This window comes from Nitrobacter winogradskyi (assembly GCF_006539545.1).
Taxonomy (GTDB): Bacteria; Pseudomonadota; Alphaproteobacteria; order Rhizobiales; family Xanthobacteraceae; genus Nitrobacter; species Nitrobacter winogradskyi_A.
The window spans coordinates 21,713-42,797 of the sequence record NZ_BJNF01000046.1 but is presented as its reverse complement, the minus strand read 5'-3'; the positions used below and the strand labels follow the sequence as shown (position 1 = coordinate 42,797).

16 protein-coding genes are annotated in these 21,085 nt (G+C 61.2%); 5 read left to right on the top strand and 11 right to left on the bottom strand.

Going from position 1 to position 21,085, the window contains the following annotated elements; genetic code table 11:
• Positions 1-101: 101 nt before the first annotated feature.
• Positions 102-512 (top strand): VOC family protein, encoded by a 411-nt coding sequence (locus tag NWI01_RS09520; RefSeq protein WP_141383618.1) that lies wholly within the window; start codon positions 102-104, stop codon positions 510-512.
• A 38-nt stretch (positions 513-550) separates the two neighbouring features.
• Here the strand turns inward: NWI01_RS09520 and NWI01_RS09515 are convergent, their stop codons facing one another.
• Complete coding sequence (locus tag NWI01_RS09515; protein WP_141383617.1) at positions 551-1,810, bottom strand: FAD-dependent oxidoreductase; 1,260 nt, start codon at positions 1,808-1,810, stop codon at positions 551-553.
• Between the two features lie 128 nt (positions 1,811-1,938).
• On the bottom strand, positions 1,939-3,438 hold the full coding sequence (locus NWI01_RS09510; RefSeq protein WP_141383616.1) for a caspase family protein: 1,500 nt from the start codon (positions 3,436-3,438) through the stop codon (positions 1,939-1,941).
• A gap of 368 nt (positions 3,439-3,806) precedes the next feature.
• Here NWI01_RS09510 and NWI01_RS09505 point away from each other — a divergent pair, with 368 nt between their 5' ends.
• The gene (locus tag NWI01_RS09505) at positions 3,807-5,255 is read left to right on the top strand and encodes a DEAD/DEAH box helicase (RefSeq protein WP_141383615.1); all 1,449 of its coding nucleotides are present in this window, start codon (positions 3,807-3,809) and stop codon (positions 5,253-5,255) included.
• A gap of 184 nt (positions 5,256-5,439) precedes the next feature.
• The gene (locus NWI01_RS09500) at positions 5,440-6,474 is read left to right on the top strand and encodes a GGDEF domain-containing protein (protein WP_141383614.1); all 1,035 of its coding nucleotides are present in this window, start codon (positions 5,440-5,442) and stop codon (positions 6,472-6,474) included.
• A gap of 183 nt (positions 6,475-6,657) precedes the next feature.
• Here NWI01_RS09500 and NWI01_RS09495 read toward each other — a convergent pair whose 3' ends face one another.
• The 7 genes from NWI01_RS09495 to NWI01_RS09465 all read right to left on the bottom strand — a co-directional run bounded on the left by NWI01_RS09495 (position 6,658) and on the right by NWI01_RS09465 (position 13,862).
• The gene (locus NWI01_RS09495; RefSeq protein ID WP_141383613.1) at positions 6,658-7,062 is read right to left on the bottom strand and encodes a HesB/IscA family protein; all 405 of its coding nucleotides are present in this window, start codon (positions 7,060-7,062) and stop codon (positions 6,658-6,660) included.
• A gap of 59 nt (positions 7,063-7,121) precedes the next feature.
• The gene (locus NWI01_RS09490; RefSeq protein ID WP_011314920.1) at positions 7,122-7,502 is read right to left on the bottom strand and encodes an iron-sulfur cluster assembly protein; all 381 of its coding nucleotides are present in this window, start codon (positions 7,500-7,502) and stop codon (positions 7,122-7,124) included.
• Complete coding sequence (locus tag NWI01_RS09485) at positions 7,499-8,743, bottom strand: cysteine desulfurase (protein ID WP_141383612.1); 1,245 nt, start codon at positions 8,741-8,743, stop codon at positions 7,499-7,501. The genes NWI01_RS09490 and NWI01_RS09485 overlap by 4 nt, the downstream gene beginning before the upstream one ends.
• Positions 8,744-8,860: 117 nt before the next feature.
• Complete coding sequence (sufD, locus tag NWI01_RS09480; RefSeq protein ID WP_141383611.1) at positions 8,861-10,183, bottom strand: Fe-S cluster assembly protein SufD; 1,323 nt, start codon at positions 10,181-10,183, stop codon at positions 8,861-8,863.
• A 63-nt stretch (positions 10,184-10,246) separates the two neighbouring features.
• Complete coding sequence (gene sufC, locus NWI01_RS09475) at positions 10,247-10,996, bottom strand: Fe-S cluster assembly ATPase SufC (RefSeq protein ID WP_141383610.1); 750 nt, start codon at positions 10,994-10,996, stop codon at positions 10,247-10,249.
• Positions 10,997-11,139: 143 nt separating this feature from the next.
• Entirely contained in the window at positions 11,140-12,621 is a 1,482-nt protein-coding gene (gene sufB / locus NWI01_RS09470) for a Fe-S cluster assembly protein SufB (RefSeq protein ID WP_011314924.1), read from the bottom strand.
• An 80-nt stretch (positions 12,622-12,701) separates the two neighbouring features.
• Positions 12,702-13,862, bottom strand: a complete 1,161-nt coding sequence (locus tag NWI01_RS09465) for a cysteine desulfurase family protein (protein WP_141383609.1) — start codon at positions 13,860-13,862, stop codon at positions 12,702-12,704.
• A 201-nt stretch (positions 13,863-14,063) separates the two neighbouring features.
• On the opposite strand from NWI01_RS09465, the gene NWI01_RS09460 reads away from it, so the two are divergent.
• Positions 14,064-14,711: an alpha/beta hydrolase gene (locus NWI01_RS09460; protein ID WP_079446807.1), complete on the top strand. Its 648-nt coding sequence runs from the start codon at positions 14,064-14,066 to the stop codon at positions 14,709-14,711.
• A 132-nt stretch (positions 14,712-14,843) separates the two neighbouring features.
• Here the strand turns inward: NWI01_RS09460 and NWI01_RS09455 are convergent, their stop codons facing one another.
• Positions 14,844-15,944, bottom strand: coding sequence for an anhydro-N-acetylmuramic acid kinase (locus NWI01_RS09455; protein WP_141383608.1), 1,101 nt, complete (start codon positions 15,942-15,944; stop codon positions 14,844-14,846).
• Positions 15,945-16,100: 156 nt separating this feature from the next.
• Here NWI01_RS09455 and tyrS point away from each other — a divergent pair, with 156 nt between their 5' ends.
• Positions 16,101-17,354, top strand: a complete 1,254-nt coding sequence (gene tyrS / locus NWI01_RS09450) for a tyrosine--tRNA ligase (RefSeq protein ID WP_141383607.1) — start codon at positions 16,101-16,103, stop codon at positions 17,352-17,354.
• Between the two features lie 24 nt (positions 17,355-17,378).
• On the opposite strand, the gene NWI01_RS09445 is transcribed toward tyrS, so the two are convergent.
• Positions 17,379-21,011, bottom strand: a complete 3,633-nt coding sequence (locus NWI01_RS09445; RefSeq protein ID WP_141383606.1) for a YhdP family protein — start codon at positions 21,009-21,011, stop codon at positions 17,379-17,381.
• Positions 21,012-21,085 lie beyond the last annotated feature (74 nt).

Genomic DNA, 21,085 nt, shown 5'->3' with positions numbered 1-21,085 from the left:
GTGTGCGTCTATCTGAAGCATGCGCCAAGTAGTTGACTGGATTCCAGCACCAAGTTGCGGTCATAATCACGGATGACTTCAACGGCAGGGAGGCTAGGACAATGGGTTCAACCGTGATTCCCGCGATGCGCTACCGCGATCCGCACAAAATGATCGACTGGCTGTGCGAGACTTTCGGTTTTGCCCGCAAAGCCGTGCATGACGACGGCAATGGCGGTGTCGCCCATGCCGAACTCACGCTGGGCGACGGCATGATCATGCTGGGCTCAGCGCGCGACGACGATTTCGCCAAGGTTCAGAAACCGGCCACGACCGATCATCTGGTGACTCAGAGCGCTTATATCGTAGTGCCGGATGCCGACGCCGTCTATGTCAGGGCCAAGGCCAACGGCGCAATCATCGTGCTTGAGATTTCCGACAAGGACTATGGAGGACGCGAATTCACATGCCGCGATCCCGAGGGTCAGGTCTGGAGCTTCGGCACATATAGTCCGTGGAGTCAGAGCAACTGAAGGTTGAGGGTCGGTTGAAATTCTCTCGGACTGGATCTTTACGATTGAACTACCGACAGTCCCGCCTCCTCTGAGCGCACATGCTCGGGCCGCACTCCGACGGCAATGAAGCGCGCGGTCAATCCTTGCAGGAACGGGACAGCATTGACGATACGCGCGAACAGCGGTGGCTTGAACGGGCCTTCACCCGGTTTGAGCGCGGCGCTGACGATATTGTTCTGAACCGTCACCTGCATGGCCTGCGTCATACGCATCGGGAATTCGCGGCGGCGTTGAACCTCGGCGAGATCGTTCTCGCTGACGCCGCCACGCCTGAGCTTTCCCGCCAGATGATTGGCCGTCGCCACCGCATCCTGGATCGCGATATTAACGCCGACGCCGCCGACCGGCGACATGGCGTGCGCGGCGTCGCCGATGCAGAGCAGTCCTGGGCGTGTCCATCGCTTGAGGCGGTTGACAGCGACGGTGAGCAGCTTGACATCGTCCCAGCTTTTAACGTCAGCGATGCCCGACTTCAGGATCGGTGCAAGCGAGACAACGTCGGAGCGAAACGATTCAAGACCCCTCGCCTTCACGGCATCATGCTGTCCCTTGGGAATGACATAGGCGCATTGCCAGTAAGTGCCGCGATCCAGCGTCACCATCATTTTTCCTGCCTCGATGCGTGCGAGGATACTTTCCGATTCGGTGGATTTTCCGGCGCGAAACCAGAGCACGTCCATCGGCGCGCCGACTTCTTCCACTTCGAGGCCCGCGCTCGCCCGGATGATGGAATGTCGGCCGTCGCAGGCGACCGTAAGATCGGCCATGATCTCGAAGGCGCCGCCGGCATCTTCCGCATGGACGCCGATCACGGTATCGCCGTCCTGAACAAGGCCCTTCGCCTCGGTCCCCATCATCAGCTTGAGATTCGGATATCGACGGCCCTTCTCGCGCAGAAAATTCAGGAAGTCCCACTGCGGCATGAAAGCGATGAACGGATATCTGGCGCCGGTCCGGCTGATGTCCCCGATCCGCAGCCGCCTCCCGCCGAAATGGGCGTCAAGCTTTTGCAGCTTGTCGTGCGGGACTTTCAGGAAATCGTCGATCAGGCCCAGCTCGTCCATCACCTGCATGGTCGAGGGATGCACGGTATCTCCGCGGAAATCGCGGAAGAAATCCGCATGTTTTTCGAGCACGACAACGTCGACGCCGGCCCGCGCGAGCAGATAGCCGAGCATCATGCCTGCGGGTCCGCCGCCGACGATGCAGCAGCGCGTGGACATCGAACGTGGTTGGCGCGGGCTGGCTGCATCCATCGGTGAAGCCCTTCAAGAGCCTTTCCGCTTACGATTGAATCAGAAGCGGGGCTCTATAATATTGTTCTGACGCGTTTTCTTCACGCGAACCGGTGTCCACTTCGCTTGAAAACGCTCTAGTCAAGAAATCAGCGCCGGAAGCTCTTGATCTCCGATACGCTGCCGTCGCGATAGGTCAACTCAACGGATACGGTTTTCGTTGCAGGCGGCAATTTCAGATAGGGCGTGGCATTGCTCGGGATCGCCACGGGATCACGCGGATCACAGGGGGGCATCTTGAGCGCCCGATCCGGCACCGACGAGTCGATCCCGATTTTCACTTCGCGGATCGCGCAGCGATACGACATCAGGTGGGTGTAATAGACCAGCAGCCCGTTGAACTGCCTAAACGACAGCCAGCTTGTCGCGGTCATGTCGAGAATTTTCCGCTGATCGCGGATGAGCGCGGCGTCCGGATCGAACCGGATCGGAAACGGTCCCTTCATCTCGCCATTGGCGTCGACATAGCGCATCTGAATTGTCGAGGCCGGCGCATCGGCGGAAAGTTCGATGGCTGGATTTGGCATCCGCTTGCGGGTTCGCTGGTCGAGCGTGTCGAGGAAACCGGTTTCCTTGAATTCGCCGCTCTCATCCATGCGCCATGAAATCCCGAGCGCGGGATCGGCGATCGAGAACACCACGGTCCACCCGCCGTTGTGGCGGGAGAAATTCGCGATGGGCGCGTTGAGGGCTTCGTTCGATGGCGGTTTCAGCGGCGCGACAGGGGTCAGCGCCGCAATCTTCGGCGCAGGTTCGGTCGGAACCGGTTTCGGCTGCGCCGCCTTGGCCAGGCCGTTCAGGAAAACGTCGTCGACCATCTGGTCGAAATAGACCGGCACCTGCTTGTGTCTTACGGTATCGGCCATTTCGCTGACAATGCGGCGGGTTCGCTGCGCCACCCGCACCATGTTCTCTCCGGGTTGCAGCAACTCCTTGGCGAAGATGCGGGTGAAAACCGAATTCGGATTGCTGTCGTTGTCCGACAGGCGATCGAGCGCAGACTGGCGCGGCCCGGCTGAAAACACCGAGAACACGCCTTCCGGCAATTCAATCATCGGCGCCAGTCCAGCGCCGCCCGCGACCGCGCGGGTGCCCTTGCGTTCGAATGGGTTGTTGCGGCAGGCATCGAGCACCAGAATTGAGGTGCGGGCCTTCCTGTTCTGGAGCCGCTCGACGATGCGATCAGCAAGGATCGAGGCGTCGCGCACCAGTTCCTCCTGCCCTTCGGTGGCGGAGGGAACGTCGGTCGGCAACAGATAGTTTTGTCCCGCGATCTCGAAGCCGTGACCGGCGTAGAAGAAAAACGCTGTGTCGCCGGCCTCGATCTGCCGATCAAAGGCCAGCAGCGTCTGGCTGAAATCCTGACGGGTCTGGTTTTCCGCGACCATCACGCTGAAGCCGAGTTGCCTCAGCGTGTCACCCATGGTGCGGGCGTCGTTGACGGCCTTCTGAAGTTTCGGGACGTTCCTGTAGTCGTTGTTGCCGATCACCAGCGCCACGCGCTTGGCTGCCAGCGCCGGACCTGCCAGCATCGCCAGCGCACATACGATTCCCGCTAAAGCGGTGCGTCCGACTGAAATTCCCCTCATCCCCAACCTTCTCGTCCGCTCCGCGATAACCGTACGCGCAAATTGTCTTATGCCATAGTCGACATGCCGGGCGCTGGGGTTCATCCCCCGCACTGACCGCCCGCACCGGGTTCAAGGCGGGTTCCGTTTATCTGAATTCAAACCAGAATGTCCGGATTTCTCAACGTTCCGGCGGTTATTACATTGACTTTGCGTATTTCGCCCCTATGTTTCAGCCTAACGCGGCCCGGATTCGAAAACGATTAAACGGTGAGCCGCCCGTCAGCGTAAGACAGACCCCCCTTCGCTTTATCAAGCACGCCGTTAAGGGGGCGAGCGCGACAGCCTTATACCCTCGATTCCGAACGGCGGTGTCGATCAGAGGCTCAATGTCCTTTTCCCATCTCGGTTTGTCCGACAAGGTGCTCGCCGCCGTTGCGGCTGCAGGTTATACCTCCCCCACTCCCATTCAGGATCAGGCGATACCCCACGTGCTGGCGCGCCGCGATGTCCTTGGCATCGCTCAGACCGGCACCGGCAAGACCGCGGCCTTCGTCCTGCCCATGCTGACATTGTTGGAGAAAGGCCGTGCCCGGGCGCGAATGCCCCGTACGCTGATCCTGGAGCCGACACGCGAACTCGCGGCTCAGGTCAGGGAGCAGTTCGACAAATACGGCGCGGGCCAGAAACTCAACGTGGCGCTCCTGATCGGCGGCGTTTCCTTCGGTGATCAGGATCTGAAGCTGACCCGCGGCGTCGACGTGCTGATCGCAACTCCGGGCCGCCTGCTTGATCACACCGAACGCGGCGGCCTGCTGCTCACCGGGGTCGAACTGCTGGTGATCGACGAAGCAGACCGCATGCTGGATATGGGTTTCATTCCCGATATCGAGCGTATCTGCAAGCTGGTGCCGTTCACGCGGCAAACCCTCTTCTTCACCGCGACGATGCCCAACGAGATCCGTCGCGTCACCGATACCTTCCTGCATAATCCCGAAAAGATCGAAGTCTCCAGGCCCGCGACCACGGCGGCGACCGTGGCGCAATCGCAGGTCAGTTGTAGCCGCGAACCACACGAGAAGCGTGAACTGCTGCGCCGCCTGCTGCGCGAAGCCAAGGAACTCAAGAACGCCATCATCTTCTGCAACCGCAAGCGCGACGTCGCCATTGTTTGCAAATCGCTTCAGAAGCATGGATTCAGCGCCGGCGCCCTTCACGGCGATATGGATCAGTCGGCGCGGACCGCATCACTCGATCAATTCCGCAAGGGTGAGCTACCGCTACTTGTCGCTTCCGACGTGGCCGCCCGTGGACTCGACATTCCCGAAGTCAGCCACGTCCTCAACTTCGATGTCCCCTACCATCCCGACGACTACGTGCATCGCATCGGCCGCACCGGCCGTGCCGGCCGCACCGGCACCGCGATCACGATCGTCTGTCCCGCGGATTTCAAATCACTCGCGGCTATCGAGAAGCTGACCGGTCAGGCCATACCCCAGGCAGACCTTCCCGGCCATGATGCCGATGCGAACGAAGCCGTCGCGGAATCCGGCGCTCCTGCTGCGGCTGCGGGACGGCCTTCGCGATCCCGCTCCGTGCCCGACAAGGGCGGCGAGAGCTATGCGCGTGGCGGAAAGCGCGAAACCCGCAAACCGCGCCGTTCCGGCGGCGACCACCAGAGACACGAAGCTCCTGCTGTGACGGCGGCAGCATCCAAGGCCGCGCCGCCCCCCTCGATCGGACGCACGCTCGCACCACGCCGGGAGGCGGTCTCCGAGCCTGGGGACCACTCACATCTGCCGGCATTTTTGCTTCGTCCGATTCGCGCCCGAGGCTGAGCCTTTCGGCCGGCGCAGGTCTGCGCCGGTCCGCGACCCGCTGAAACACCGTTTACCGCGCGTAAACTCCCTGTTGCTAACTTTAATCGATATTTACGTTGATATTTGCCGTTTTAGGACGACGATTACGTGAATCGTCGGCAGGGCCGCATCAGTGGTTGAGCTGGACGAACATGAACGCACCATGGCGTTCGCCGAAGTGGCGCTTGGCCAGATCCGATCGCTGCGTCAAACCGCAGTCCCTCGCAATTACGAAGTCTGGTACGTCTACGCCTCCGGATATAACTGCTCTCTCAACAAGATCATCAACGAGACGCTGGCGCGCAACGGCACGCTGAGCGACGTCGATCTCGAGCAGATCTACGACACCTATCTTTCCCCGATCAGGACCACCGAACGCATCGACAAGGTCGGCGCGCGGGTGATCAACGAAATCGACGAGGTGATGCTTCTTATCACCGGCGCGCGCAGCATGACGGCCGGTTTTGGAGACAGCTTGAGAGAAGCCGTCAAGCAACTTGGCGCCGCTGGCAGTCATGCGCAGATCAAGTCGGTCATCGCGGCGCTGATGAAATCAACCCTTGAAATGCAGGAAGCCAACAAGGTTCTGGAGGACCGGCTGGAGGTCTCGAAGGTCGAGATCAACAACCTTCAGCACAGCCTTGAGGCCATCAGAGCGGAAAGCATGACGGATCCGCTCACCGGTCTCGGCAACCGAAAGTATTTCGATCGAGCCGTGGCCGATGCCGTGGAACTGGCAACGAGCGAAGGCGAGCCGCTGTCGCTTCTGATGTTCGACATAGACCATTTCAAGTCGTTCAACGACAATTACGGGCACCTGACCGGCGACCAGGTTCTGCGGCTGGTGGCGATGTCATTGAGGCAGAACATCAAGGGGCAGGACATCACCGCGCGTTACGGCGGTGAAGAGTTTGCTGTCGTCCTGCCAAGCACCGCGCTGAACCAGGCGTTGACAGTCGCGGATCATATCCGTCGCGCCGTGATGGCCAAGGAGCTGAAGAAAAAATCGACCGGCGAGATCCTGGGCCGCGTCACCATCTCGATCGGCGTCTCGATGCTTCGTCCCGGCGATACTCCGGACTCGCTGATGGAGCGCGCCGATGCCTGCCTGTACGCAGCCAAGCGTGGCGGCCGCAACCGTGCTATTTGCGAGACCGATCCGGAATATTTCGCTGACACTGAGATTCGCGTGGCCTGAGGCTCTTCCTTCGCCCATAGCCGTTCAAACGGCGTCGCTTTCGCTCGACTATGGTCTTTCGGCCATCTACGTCCTTGATCCAGCCACGTCCTCAAGACGCGGATGCCCGTGACAAGCACGGACATGACGGGATCCGGCTAAACCGGTCGCACTCGATAGCGTTTTTGAGCGAACCAGCCCGCTCTAACCGTCGATCTTGGCGGGCGTGAGCTGCACCGATTCACCGCAGCCGCAGGCTGAAACCTGGTTTGGGTTGTTGAAGACGAACTGGGCCTGCATCTTTTCGGCCTTGTAATCCATCTCGGTGCCGAGCAGATACAGCACGGCTTTGGGGTCGACCAGAATCTTGACGCCCTTGTCTTCCACCACTTCGTCCGTCGGCTTGATATCGTGGGCGTATTCCACAGTGTAGGACTGACCCGCGCAGCCGCCGTTCTTGATGCCGACCCGAAGGCCGACAATCTCTGAATCAGCTCGCGCCGCGAGTTCCTTGACCCTGGTCGCAGCGGCGTCAGTCAACCGCATGACCTGCGGACGAGGCCGGGGTTTCGGCTTGGCTGCTGGTGTGCCTGGCGTCATGTCTGTCATCTGGTCAATCCTGGCGGCAAATCAAGTCCGATCATCGCATCGGAGCGGATAGAAAATCGTCACCACATGTTGAGAACGGCGCGCGCCTCATCGGTCATCCGGTCGGGCACCCACTGCGGCTCCCAGACGATGTTGACATTGACCACCCCGACGCCGGGAACGCTCGCGACCGCGTTCTCCACCATAATCGGAAGTTCGGCCGCCGAAGGGCAGTTCGGCGTCGTCAGCGTCATCTCGACGTCGACAGCGCGGTCGTCCTTGATATCAACCTTGTAGATCAGGCCGAGTTCATAAATGTCCGCCGGAATCTCCGGATCAAACACGGTCTTCAGCGCGGCCACGATGCCGGCGCCCATGCGCTCGGTTTCCTCCGCGGAAAGAGCGGAGCTGGTCTGCATGTGACAAGTCTTGTTTACAACCAGTTCGGCAGTGTCGCTCATGAGAACAACTCCCGGGCCTTGATCAGCGCCTGCGCCAGATGATCGATTTCCTCGCGCGTATTATACATGCCGAACGAAGCGCGGCAGGTCGCCGAAACATTGAAACGCTCTAAAAGCGGCATCACGCAATGCGTCCCGGCGCGAACCGCGATGCCGGCGCGGTCGATCACGGTCGCAACATCGTGGGGATGCGCGCCTTTCATCTCGAACGAGATCACCGGCCCCTTGTCGCGCGCCGTGCCGATGATGCGCAGCGAGTTGATCTCGCGCATTCGCTCCTGGGCGTAGGTGAGAAGATCGTGTTCGTGCGCCGCGATGCGTTCCTTCCCGATCGAATTGACGTAATCGATGGCGGCGCCAAGCCCGATCGACTCGACAATCGCGGGCGTGCCTGCCTCGAACTTGTGCGGTGGATCGCCGTAGGTGACCCAATCCTGCGCGACCTCGCGAATCATCTCGCCGCCGCCGTTGAAGGGACGCATGGAGACGAGATGGTCATGCTTCGCATACAGCGCGCCGATACCGGTGGGACCGTAGAGCTTGTGACCGGTGAAGACGTAGAAGTCGCAATCGATGTCCTGCACGTCGATCGCAAGATGCACCGCGGCCTGGCTGCCGTCCACCAGCACCGGTATGCCGCGCGCATGAGCCAGCTTCACCACGTCCTTGACTGGAACGAGGGTGCCGAGCGCGTTGGACATTTGCGTGATGGCCACGAGCTTCGTCTTCGGCGTCAGCAGCTTCTCGAATTCCTCGATCAGGAAGTTGCCGTCGTCGTCGACGGGCGCCCACTTGATCACGGCGCCGTGGCGCTCGCGCAGGAAATGCCATGGAACGATGTTGGAGTGATGCTCCATGATGGAGAGCACGATCTCGTCGCCCGCCTTGATGTTCGGCTCGCCCCATGACGACGCCACGAGGTTGATCGCCTCGCTGGCATTGCGCGTGAAGATGATCTCCTCGCTCCGTCCCGCGTTCAGAAACTGCGCGACCCGCGTGCGGCCGCCTTCATAGGCTTCGGTTGCGGCGTTGGCGAGATAATGCAGCCCACGATGGACGTTGGCGTACTCGGTCTTGTAAGCCTCCGCCATTCGGTCGAGCACGGCGTTTGGCTTCTGCGCCGAGGCGGCATTGTCGAGATAGACCAGCGGTTTGCCGTAAACCTTCATCGCCAGCGCCGGAAAATCCTCGCGCACGCGCATGACATCATAGGAACCGTTGGCGACCGCCGGATGGGTCATTTTCTCTTTATCTCTCTTGTCATCATGCCCGGCCCTGTGCCCGGCATCCACCTCTTTGGTTCTTCCAGTCCCCTGCCCTCAAGACGTGAGCCGCCCGGTCAATCCCGGAATGCCCGTTCACCCTCTTGCCGCGAGCCAACGCTCGGCGGCACCGATAACAACATCGCGCAAGCCATCATCGGCGACGGATTCGATCGCCTCGCCGACAAACGCCTGGATCAGAAGCGCCTGCGCTTCCTTTTCCGAAAGACCACGGGCGCGCAGATAGAACAGCAGGCTTTCGTCGAGTGCGCCGATCGTCGCGCCATGGCCACAGGAAACGTCATCGGCGAAAATCTCAAGCTCGGGCTTGTTGTCGGCTTCCGCGCCATCGGACAGCAGCAAAGCCCGCGTCATCATCCTGCCGTCGGTCTTTTGCGCATCTGGCCGCACGATGATCTTGCCCTGGAATACCGAGTGCGCCTGATCGTCCAGGACGGCGCGGAACACCTCGTTGCTGCTGCAATGCGGCACGGCATGATCCAGCACCAGCGTCGTATCGCCATGCTGGCGGCCATTGAGCAGGTTGACGCCGTTCACGTCCGCATGGGACCCCTCGCCGCTGAACTTGATGAAGCCTTGATATCGGCTCACCGCAGCGCCGCTGGTGAGATTCAGCGAGTTGAACGTTGCTTTTGCGCCGACCGTCACGATCGCGGTCGAGATGTTGGCGGCGTCCCTGGCATCCTCGACAAGGCGAACATGTTGCAGCCCGGCATCGTCGCCGATCCACAACACGACCGAGTCGTGAGCCTGGTAGGCGGCGGCGCCCTCGGCCGCGACGAAACTCTCGACCAGCGTGGCTTGTGCGCCATTTGCCAGCCGCAGCAACGAGCGCGTGAATGCCGCCGTGCTGGATTGAGTGGCGATATGGACGATATGTAGCGGTCTGGTCAGCTTCGCATTCTCGGCCACGTCGATGACAATGCCATCCGTGGCCATCGCGGTATTGAGAGAGATCATCGTATCGGACGCCGCCGTGGTGGTCAGCAGGTCGGCGCGAGCGGCAACGTCGTTGTTCTCCAGAATGTCACGCAGCGCCCGCACCTCGACGCCGGTCTCCGGCGTCTGATCGGATAGCTGCGGCGCGAATACCCCGTCCACCAGCACCAGCTTGTAAGCATCGCCAGCGACATAAGCGGTGACGGCCTTGGCCGCGCTCGCCAATGCCGCCTGATCAGGCGCGGCGGCGAGCGGCGCAATCTCGCGCAACAGCGTGCGCAAGTCGGTGTATTTCCATTCTTCAATGCGCCGGTACGGCAAACCTCGCCGGGCGAAATCGTCGAATGCGGCCTGCCGCGCTTCACTCACCGGACCGGATCCCGGCAGACGGTCACGCGCCGCGGCGAACAACTCCCTGGTCGCGCGTTCCGTAGCCGGTTTTACCAATGCAACATCCATGATCAAATCCGTTCAGATCATTCTGGGCATGATCTCATCCGAGGCCGAAGGCCGTTCTTCGAGTTACGCTTCCTCGAATTGTGCATAGCCCGATGCTTCGAGCTCCAGCGCCAGATCCTTGTTTCCGCTCTTCACGACGCGGCCCTTCGACATCACGTGCACGACATCGGGCACGATGTAATTCAGCAGCCGCTGGTAGTGCGTGATGACGACCATGGCGCGATCCGGTGATCGCAGCGCATTGACGCCGTCGGCCGCAACGCGAAGCGCGTCGATGTCCAGTCCGGAATCCATTTCGTCGAGGATGCAGAGGCTCGGCTCGAACAGCGCCATCTGCAGCACTTCGTTACGTTTCTTCTCGCCGCCCGAAAAGCCGACATTGATGCCCCGGCGCAGCATGTCCTGCGGAATATTCAGCGAGGCCGCGACTTCACGCACCTTCTTCAGAAAGTTCGGCGTCGAGTATTCGCTCTCGCCGCGCGCCTTGCGCTGCGCGTTCAACGCGGTGCGCAGGAAGGTCATGGTGGCGACGCCGGGAATTTCCACGGGATACTGAAAAGCGAGAAACACGCCTTTCGCCGCCCGCTCGTCGGGCTCCATCTCCAGCAGGTCCTCACCCTTGAACAGGATCTGACCGCCGGTGACCTCGTAGCCGGGCTTGCCCGCGATCACATGGCTGAGCGTCGATTTGCCGGAGCCGTTCGGCCCCATGATCGCATGGACCTCGCCCTTGTTCACGGTCAGCGACAGGCCGTGAAGAATTTCACGCTCCTCGACACGGACCTGCAGGTCTTTGACTTCAAGCAACGGCATTGTAGATCCTTCGCTATCGTTACGTCATCGCGAGAAGCGCGCTCGTGCGGCAAAGTAATCCGGCGGTTCCATCGGTGGATCGCTTCGCCCGGCGCAAAGCCGGCACAACCGCCAGCTTTGTAGCGAACTCGCAGTGACGTGGGTTAACCCACACTTCCTTCGAGCGAGATCGAGATCAGCTTCTGAGCCTCGACCGCGAACTCCATCGGCAACTGCTGCAGCACGTCTCTCACGAAGCCGTTGACGACGAGGCCGACGGCTTCTTCCTGCGACAGTCCGCGCTGGACGCAATAGAACAGCACGTCTTCCGAAATCTTCGAAGTCGTCGCCTCGTGCTCGAACAGCGCCGAGGTATTCTTGGCCTCGATGTACGGCACTGTGTGGGCGCCGCATTTGTCGCCGATCAGAAGCGAGTCGCAGGCGGTGAAGTTGCGCGCATTGGTCGCCTTGCGATGCGCGGTGACGAGACCGCGATAGGTGTTCTGCGACTTTCCTGCCGCGATGCCCTTGGAGATGATCCGGCTCGTGGTGTTCTTGCCGAGATGCAGCATCTTGGTGCCGCTGTCGACCTGCTGGTAGCCATTGGAAATGGCGATCGAGTAGAATTCGCCGCGCGAGTTGTCGCCGCGCAGGATGCAGCTCGGATATTTCCAGGTGATGGCCGAGCCGGTCTCGACCTGGGTCCAGGAGATCTTCGAATTCGCGCCGCGGCAATCGCCGCGCTTGGTGACGAAGTTGAAGATGCCGCCCTTGCCCTCGGAATTGCCGGGGTACCAGTTCTGCACCGTGGAATACTTGATCTCGGCGTCGTCGAGCGTGACCAGTTCAACGACGGCGGCGTGCAACTGGTTCTCGTCACGCTGCGGCGCGGTGCAGCCCTCGAGATAGCTGACGTAGGAGCCCTTGTCGGCGATGATGAGCGTGCGTTCGAACTGGCCGGTGTTGCGCTCGTTGATGCGGAAGTAGGTCGACAGCTCCATCGGACAGCGAACGCCGGGCGGGACATAGACGAACGAGCCGTCGGAGAACACCGCCGAGTTCAGCGTCGCGAAGAAATTGTCGGAGGTCGGCACCACGCTGCCGAGATACTGCTTCACCAGTTCCGGATGCTGCTGGATGGCGTGCGAGATCGGCATGAAGATCACGCCCGCTTTCTTCAACTCCTCCTGGAACGTGGTCGCTACGGACACCGAGTCGAACACGGCATCGACCGCGACTTTGCGCTCCCCCTCGGGGCGAACGACGCCTTCGAGCACCTCGACCTCGCGCAAGGGAATGCCGAGCTTCTCGTAGGTCTTGAGGATTTCCGGATCGATCTCGTCGAGCGAGGCGATCTCTTTCTTCGGCTTCGGCGCGGAATAATAATAAAGATCCTGATAGTCGATCTTCGGATAGTCCACCCGCGCCCAGGTCGGCTCCTGCATGGTAAGCCAGCGGCGGTAGGCTTCAAGCCTCCACTCGAGCATCCATGCGGGCTCGTTCTTCTTCGCGGAAATAAACCGGATGGTGTCTTCGGAGAGTCCCTTAGGGGCCTTCTCGGACTCGATGATGGTCTCGAATCCATACCGGTATTGATCGACGTCGATCTGGCGAACCCGATCGACCGTCTCTTGTACGGCTGCCATTCCTACCTCCGCTCGCGGTTTCAAGGACCACGGTGGATTGAAGTCTTGGTGCCTGCTCCAATTCTAAGGAAGAAGCTGTCTTAGAATGGTTCAAGCCCTGTTTCGTTCCCCCTTAGTAGTGCACCTGAAAGCTTTCGCCAAGTCTTAATAGCCCGATCCACGTCTGCGTCCGTGGTCTCCCAGCCCAGCGAAAATCGTATCGCGCTCCTGGTCATTTCCGGGCCGTACCCCATGGCCGCCAGCACATGCGAAGCCTGCACTTTGCCCGACGAACACGCGGAACCCGATGAGACGGCCACCCCTTCAAGGTCGAATCTGACCACGGCCGTCTCCGCTTTCAAGGTGGGAACACCGAAAAGTGTCGTATTTGGCAGGCGCGCGACCTCCTGGGAAAAGATCACGCCACCCCGAGTCTGTCTTAAGCCATCCTCCAGCCTGTCGCGCAGGGCCTTAACCCGAGCCATGTCGGTGTCGCGACCTGCTTCGGCTGCCCTCACGGCGGCCCCGAAGCCCGCAATTCCCGGTACATTCTCGGTGCCGGCTCGGCCGCCCCGCTCCTGGCCGCCTCCCCGTATCAAGGCCGTTGGATGGCTTCGATTCTCCGCGAGGACCAATGCGCCCGTCCCTTTCGGACCGCCGATCTTGTGTGCAGAAAGAGATACAAAATCAGCATTCAATTCGTTGATATCAATGTGAATTTTTCCGAATGCCTGCACCGCGTCGACATGAAGCAGGCCGCCTGCCTCGTGGACCAGCCCTGCGGCTTCGGCCACCGGCTGAATGGCGCCGGTTTCGTTATTGGCGAGCATGATCGAGACCAGCGTGGGAGGTTGCCGTGCGAGCATCGTCCGCAAGGCGTCGAGATCGATCAATCCCGAGCGATCGACCGGCAAACGCGTCATCCGGTCCGGCGGAAACCGCCCTCCGGCCAGAACGGAGGCATGTTCTATTGACGAAACTATAATATTATCAATATTTTGTTTTGGTTTGCAGCTAACAGGAGTTAACGCCAGGGTGTTGGCCTCCGTTCCTCCTGACGTGAAGATCACGTTGCGCGGTTCGCCTCCCACGGCTTCCGCGACGATCACCCGCGCATCCTCGATCAGTCCTCGCCCCCGCCTGCCTTCCGCGTGGATGGACGACGGATTGCCGAAGAGGTCCCAGGCCGCGGCCATTGCTGCCCGCGCCTCTTGCCGAAGCGGCGTGGTTGCGTTCCAGTCAAGGTAGGTTCGTTCCTGCATGTGATTGCGACTATACGGCATTTTCGGCGGATGAGGTCACAGCCGCGCAAGATGCTTGCTTTTCGCCCCTCGCCCTATGCTAGAAGGCGGCGGTGTTCACCGGCACTTTCTGTTACCGCCATTGCGGCGGCCTGATCGCCCTCGTCGTCGAGCCGCGAACAGAAACCGATCCTGTGAGCGGCCGATTTACCAAGGATTCCGATGCCTGAAGTTATTTTTACCGGTCCCGCTGGCCGTCTCGAAGGCCGCTATCATCCAGCGAAGCAGAAAAATGCCCCGATAGCGATGGTGCTGCATCCGCACCCGCAGTTTCGCGGCAGCATGAACCATCCGATCGTCTATCAGGTTTACTATGCTTTCGTGGCGCGCGGCTTTTCGGTGCTGCGTTTCAATTTTCGCGGCGTCGGCCGCAGTCAGGGTTCGTTCGACCACGGCACTGGCGAATTGTCGGACGCCGCGGCGGCGCTCGACTGGGCGCAGACCATCAACCCGGAAGCGCGCGCCTGCTGGGTCGCAGGGTTTTCGTTTGGCGCCTGGATCGGAATGCAGTTGCTGATGCGGCGGCCCGAGGTGGAAGGCTTCATCTCGATCGCGCCTGAGCCGAACCGCTACGATTTCTCGTTTCTGGCGCCATGCCCGTCGTCAGGGCTCATCGTCCATGGCGAGAAGGATATCGTCGCGCCCGCCAAGGATGTCACGACGCTGGTCGAGAAACTGAAGACCCAGAAGGGAATCGTGATCGATCAGCAGACCATTCCGGGTGCTAACCACTTCTTCGAGGACAGGATGGAACCGTTGATGGAAACGGTCACCAGCTATCTCGATATGAGGCTTGCCAATATCCGGTAGCCGCATCGCTTGTGAGGTTGCCACAGCATCGCAAACGGCGGCCAGAGCATTTTCCGGCTAAGAAAATCCTCTCGACCAATAACTAGCGCGTACTCTGATCGCAAAACCGGCATCCACTTTGCGGAGTACGCGCTAGGGCCGCGCGACCACGCCGCCGGTCATCGGTACCGGCACCCCGGTGGTCGCCGGATAGCTCAGGGGCAAGCCTTTCAGGCCACGCGCCGCGAGATAGCCGAAGGCCTGCGCCTCCATCGCGTCAATCGACCAGCCGAGCGCATCGGCCCGCTCGACAGCCGCAGGGGCACATTTTTCCCGCAGCATCTCGAGCATGATCGGGTTGCGGGCTCCGCCGCCTGCCACGATCCATCTTTCCGGCGCTTTCGGCAGCAGCGGAACGATCCGCGCGATGGCGGCCGCGGTAAACGCCGTCAGGGTGGCGGCGCCATCGGCTGGCGGCCTATCGGGCAGGACGAGAGAGGCGAAATCGTTGCGGTCGAGAGATTTGGGTGGCGGCAGCGCGAAAAACGGGTGTTTCAGGGCGCTTGCGATCCAGCTCGCATCGGGATGGCCCTGCTCCGCCAGCCTGCCGTCGCGGTCGAATGGCTCGCCCGTCGTGCGAAGCATGAAATCATCGAGCAGCGCATTACCCGGTCCGGTGTCGCAGGCGATCAAGGTGTCCGCGCCGTCGATATAGGTGACATTGGAGACGCCGCCGATATTGACCACGCAGGTCGGACCGTCGCGGCCGAGCGACTGCGCCAGCGCGCGATGATAGGCGGGAACGAACGGCGCGCCCTGCCCGCCGGCGGCGACGTCGGCCGCGCGGAAATCATGCATCACCGGCACACGGATCGCTTTCGCCAGCGCGTCCGCGTCGCCGATCTGCACGGTCAGCCGCTGCGCCGGCCGATGCAGAACGGTCTGGCCGTGAAAACCGACGATATCGATATCCTCGCGCCCGACGCCGTTCCGCGCGAGGAAGGACGTGACGGCGTCGGCGTGCGCCATGGTCACGGCGTGCTCGGCCTTGCCGATCACGCCCGGCCGTGCGTCGCGCCGCGTCAGATTGACCGCCTCCGCCAGCGCCTCCCGCAACAGGCCGCGCTCGTCATCTGTGTAAGGGCGATAGCCTGTCGGCCCGAACGCCGTCACGCGCTCACCGTCGGTTTCGATCAAGGCGACATCAACGCCGTCAAGCGAGGTGCCGCTCATCATGCCGATCGCCGTCATCATCGCCCTTTGGTCTCCAGTGGCCGGCTTGTGCCGAAGGCGCGCTTCTTATAATGGCACACACCTGACACGCAGTATAACCGGGCGGCGGCTGACAGCTATCCTGTGCCGAATTTGAGCTGCGTGTTCAGTTGAACAAGAGATTAGAGTTATAGTGCCATGGTCGCTTTCAAGTCCGATTTTCTCAACACGCTTCAGGAACGGGGCTTTATCCACCAATGCTCCGATTTCGAAGGTCTTGATGCGCTGGCATCCAAAAATCAGGTGACGGCCTACACCGGCTATGACTGCACCGCGCCGTCGCTGCATGTCGGCCACCTGCTCTCGATCATGATGATGCACTGGCTGCAACAGACCGGAAACAAGCCGATCGCCCTGATGGGCGGCGGCACCACGCGCGTGGGCGATCCGTCGGGCCGCGACGAAACGCGCAAAATTCTGAGCTACGACCAGATCGACGCCAACAAGGAGTCGATCAAGGGCACGTTTTCGAAGTTCCTCGTTTTCGGCGATGGCAAGAACGACGCCATCATGACGGACAATGCCGAGTGGCTCACCAGGCTCAACTATATCGAGATGCTGCGCGACGTCGGCCGGCATTTTTCCATCAACCGCATGCTCACGATGGATAGCGTGAAGATGCGGCTCGAGCGCGAGCAGGAGTTGTCGTTCATCGAGTTCAATTACATGATCCTTCAGTCCTACGATTATGTGGAACTGGCGCGCCGCCACGGCTGCAACCTGCAAATGGGCGGTTCGGATCAGTGGGGCAACATCGTCAACGGCGTCGATCTTGGCCGCCGCATGGGCACGCATCAGCTCTACGCGCTGACCTGCCCGCTGCTCACAACGTCGTCGGGCGCCAAGATGGGCAAGACCGCGGCGGGCGCGGTCTGGCTCAACGCCGCCATGCTGCCGGTCTACGATTACTGGCAGTACTGGCGCAACGTCGAGGACGCCGACGTCGGCAGATTCCTGAAACTGTTCACGATCCTGCCGATGGGTGAGATCGCGAAGCTGGCCGCGTTGCAGGGCGCCGAGATCAACGAGGCCAAAAAGGTGCTCGCGACCGAGGCGACCGCGCTTCTGCATGGTCGCGACGAAGCCGGGAAAGCCGCCGACACCGCGCGCACGACGTTCGAGCAAGGCGCTATTTCCGAAAGTCTTCCCACGCTGGATATTCCGCGGAGCGAGCTTGCGAACGGCGCAGGTGTGCTCGCGCTGTTCGTGAAGGCGGGCCTTGTCGCCTCGAACGGCGAAGCGCGCCGCCAGATCAAGGGTGGTGGCCTTCGCGTCAACGATGTCGCCGTGGCCGACGAAAAAATGATGCTGACGCCGGATCATCTTACGCCCGAGGGTGTGATCAAGCTTTCGATGGGCAAGAAACGCCACGTCCTGCTGCGGCCCGCATAGCACGTCCGGAGAACGCTATGGCGTTCAGTTCCCGCTCGTTGCCGGAAACTCGATCTGGTTGGCTGTTCGTCCCGTCTGGAACTCAAAAATCTTGCGCACCAGTCCGGGAGCCATGGCCGAGATCGGGTTGATGCGCAGTTGCGGTTGTCCCGGTGTTCCCACCACCTCATAAGTCACGCCGATCAATCCCTCGTCGCTGCCGCCCCCAAGGATGAGTCCGACAACCGGAAGCTGTCCAAAGATGTTGTTGAGCCCGTACATCGGAACGAAGGTGCCGCTCATGCGAACCTCGTTGGCGGGATAGTCGATCCGCCCCTCGATGGTCGCGCCGATCGTCGGACCCTTGACGACGCCATCGCGGACCGTGAGTTGCCCGTTCTGCCGGCTGAATTCCGCGCGCAGACGCGAGAACGAAATACCGTTCTGTGCGGTTCGGGGGCCACCCGCCGCGGCGCGATCCAGAGCGGATTCTCCCTTGATGGTGAAATCCCGAACATTGATCAATCCCTGCTTGGCCCGCGCCTCGGCGGTCGGCGGGTCCATGGCCAGCACGAGCTGACCGCCAAACATCTTTCCGTAGGTATCGGTAAAGCGGAAGAATGCGCCCGCGTCGTCTGTCTCGATCAGAACCACGTCGCGACCCTGCGGACGGCCGCGCAGATTGCCTGTCAGGGGTGTATTGCGGCCGATCTTGCCGGTCATGGCGAGGCTGCGAACCGACCCGTTACGCTGGGCCATCTTCACATCCGCGCTGCGGATGGCTTCGCCGTAAAATCCGGCGACGGCTCCGATCTTCAGGTCGATGTCGAAATCGATGCTCTTCGACTTGCTTCTGGCGTCGGCCTGCTTGCCCGAGATCGCCGATTTGAGAAAGCCGCGACCGTCGAACACGTCGCCGCGCATGACGACCTTCAATACGCCGTCAGCGTTTCGCTCGGCCTTCAGAGAAGCCCGGTCACCTTCCGACGGCGCGTAAACCGGGAAATTCACATTCACCAGATCGCTGTTCTGATCGAGTTCCAGAGATCCCTTTATCGTCACGCCGCTGCCATCGACGATGATGTCTTCCAGGCGCGTGGATTGCGCTTTCTGCACCACATTGAACGTCGCGTGTCCTGACTTTCCCGGCAGCTTGACCCAGCCGGGCAAAACGTTGTCGAGTTTCAAGGATGTGAGATCGGCATCGACGGCGAATTTATTATCCCTGTTGCTGCCGATCTTCCCGGCCAGCTTGACGGGAATCGAACCGGTCGCTCCCGCGCCGAGATCGATGCCGAGTTTCGCGCGGCTCGCATCATCCAGCGTGGCCTGCAACTTGATGTCCGCATCGCCATTCGCCGGCTTGCGGTAGTCCAGCGATGCCGGCTGGCCGTTGATCTTGACGTCGCCCTTGACGTGATACCCCTCGTTGTTGGCGGTGACCTTCAGCGCGCTCGCTTCAAGCTTCTGATTCATGACCAGCCGGTCGGCGGCAAAACCCGTGAGATCGGCGGTGATGGAATAGGTAGTGTCCTCCTTGGTGATCTGTCGCGTGAGCGGCAGCCCCAAGGCGATCTGTGCCGCGACTGTTCCCTTGCTGGAGTTGGGATCGATCAGATTATCGGTGAATTCGTTGAGGCGATCCGAGACGAGAATCTCGGCGGCTGCGGGAACCGGACCGTCTATTCTGAATCTCACCTTTGCCGGTGAGGGTTTGGGCGCCATATCGGGCACTTCGAAAACGACGTCGGAAATGTTGAGCCTTCGGCCCGACGGAGTGTCGGTGACGGCCTGCTCGATCGTTACCGTCGCCGTTCTTCCTGTCACCCGCGCCTTCAAGCCGGCGTCGTGGACCAGGGGTAATTCATCAACGGGATAGATCGTCACATTGTCGGCGACGATATCAACCGAAAGCCCGTCATCCGGCATCGGCGGTCCGCGACGCGACAGATTGTGAAGCGGCGAATTCACGCCGATTTCAATGCGCTTGAGAAAGCCTCGTTTAATTCGCCCGATAACCCATTCGCGCAACTCCGGCACGATCACAACCGGCCATATGCTCTTGAGGGCGGCGGCGGACATCGGCGTCCCGGCGAAGCCCAGTTTCAGGCGCGGCGCATCCGAATAGTCGATGCTGCCGGTGCCCGCGATGCCGATCTCGCCGTTGCTGATATCGGCCTGGGTCAGAATGGCCTGCCTGTGCTCGGTGTCGAAACGCAGGCCGACCGCAATGCGGTTGAAGATCAGAGGCGCTTCGCCATCGGAGCCGGCAAGTACGATGGTGCCGCCGCTCAAACCCATCTGCCAGTCAGGAACATTGCCATTCGGAGGCTGGAGACGGGCGAGCAGCGTAATTCGGTTCTCGCCGGACACGATCTTGAACGGCGCCAGGAGCACCCGCCGTCCCGAATCCCATTCCACGTTTATCTCGATCTGATCGATCGCCATGGGATAATCCGGCGTGTCGGAATCGATGATCGTGCCCTTGCCCGCGAAAAGATTGCCGCGGAGATAAGTAGGCAGGCCGTCGCGACCGATTTCACCCTTCAGTTCGCCGCTGAGCGGCATGTCGGCGCTGTAAGTGAGATCCTTGATGCGAAGAGCCAGCAAAACGGTCTTCGCTGGAATTCCCGCGGCGCGGAATTCAATCGGACGAACGCCATTCGCGGGCGGCCCGACCGCGACATGAAGCGACCATTCCTTGCTGCCGCCTTCGCTGACAGTGAACGCGACTCCGCCCGCGCTCGGCCGGCGAAGGCTCAGGCTGATGTTGCTAAAGCTCCAACGGTTGCCGCGCTGCTGGTCATCAACCACCAGTGTCCCGTTCTTCAGACCAATCTCGTTGAGATTCTGGCCATCGAGTCCTCTTACGCCGAGGCCGTCGAGCCATTCCAGTCCCGCCAACAAGGCGCCTGCGTTGCCGCTGCTTTCCGAGACCGCCGGCGCCGCGGCCGGGGAGTCGGAGAGTTGCTGCGTCGCTTGTGGGGGGGACGACGTTTCCGAGGGAACGACCGTCGATGGCAGGCCGGATCGCAGGGGCGGCGCGACGCCTGTGGCAAGCGGCTTGGCGTTGTCGCCTGTGGAAACGGTGACCTGGCCGTCCGGCGTAATCCGGACCGCAAGCTCGGCGTCGACCAGATCCAGACTTTCCGCGCGCAGCCGGCCGGTCAGCAGCGCTATGCCGGACAGCTTGACTTCGGCCTTGGGGGCGCTCGCGATCACGACACGATCGCGATCGCGGACGACGACGTCACGAATACGGACCGCGATACGAATTCTGCCGGCGCGCTCGATCTGAGTGCCGCCGATTTCCACCGTGTTGTCGTGACCGATGTTTCCCTCGATCGCGCTGACAAGCCATGGCGTCATCATGTCGAGATTGAGGGGGCCAGCGCCGAGGCGCCACCAGAGCGCACCGAACCCCCCTGCGAACGTGACCGACAGAACCAGAAAGGCGACCGCCAGCCGTTTGACCCAGCGTTCTCCCGTCAGCCAGTTTTTGAACCTTACGAATCGGTCGCCGGCCCTGTGGAACCGCGAATCCGATCGCGACAGTAACCGACGTACGCGGCGGCTGTGGAGTTCGTCGTCGTCCTCATCCCATCCGGCGACCTCTCTCTGCGAGACATGACGGCCGCCGTGCAGATTTGGATCTCGTGTCGGCGTGCTTTTAGTCATTGCCTCTCGGTGCCGGCTTGGTCCGGAGCTTTCGCTCTCATCGGTCCGCACGCCGCGTCCGGACGAACGTTCCT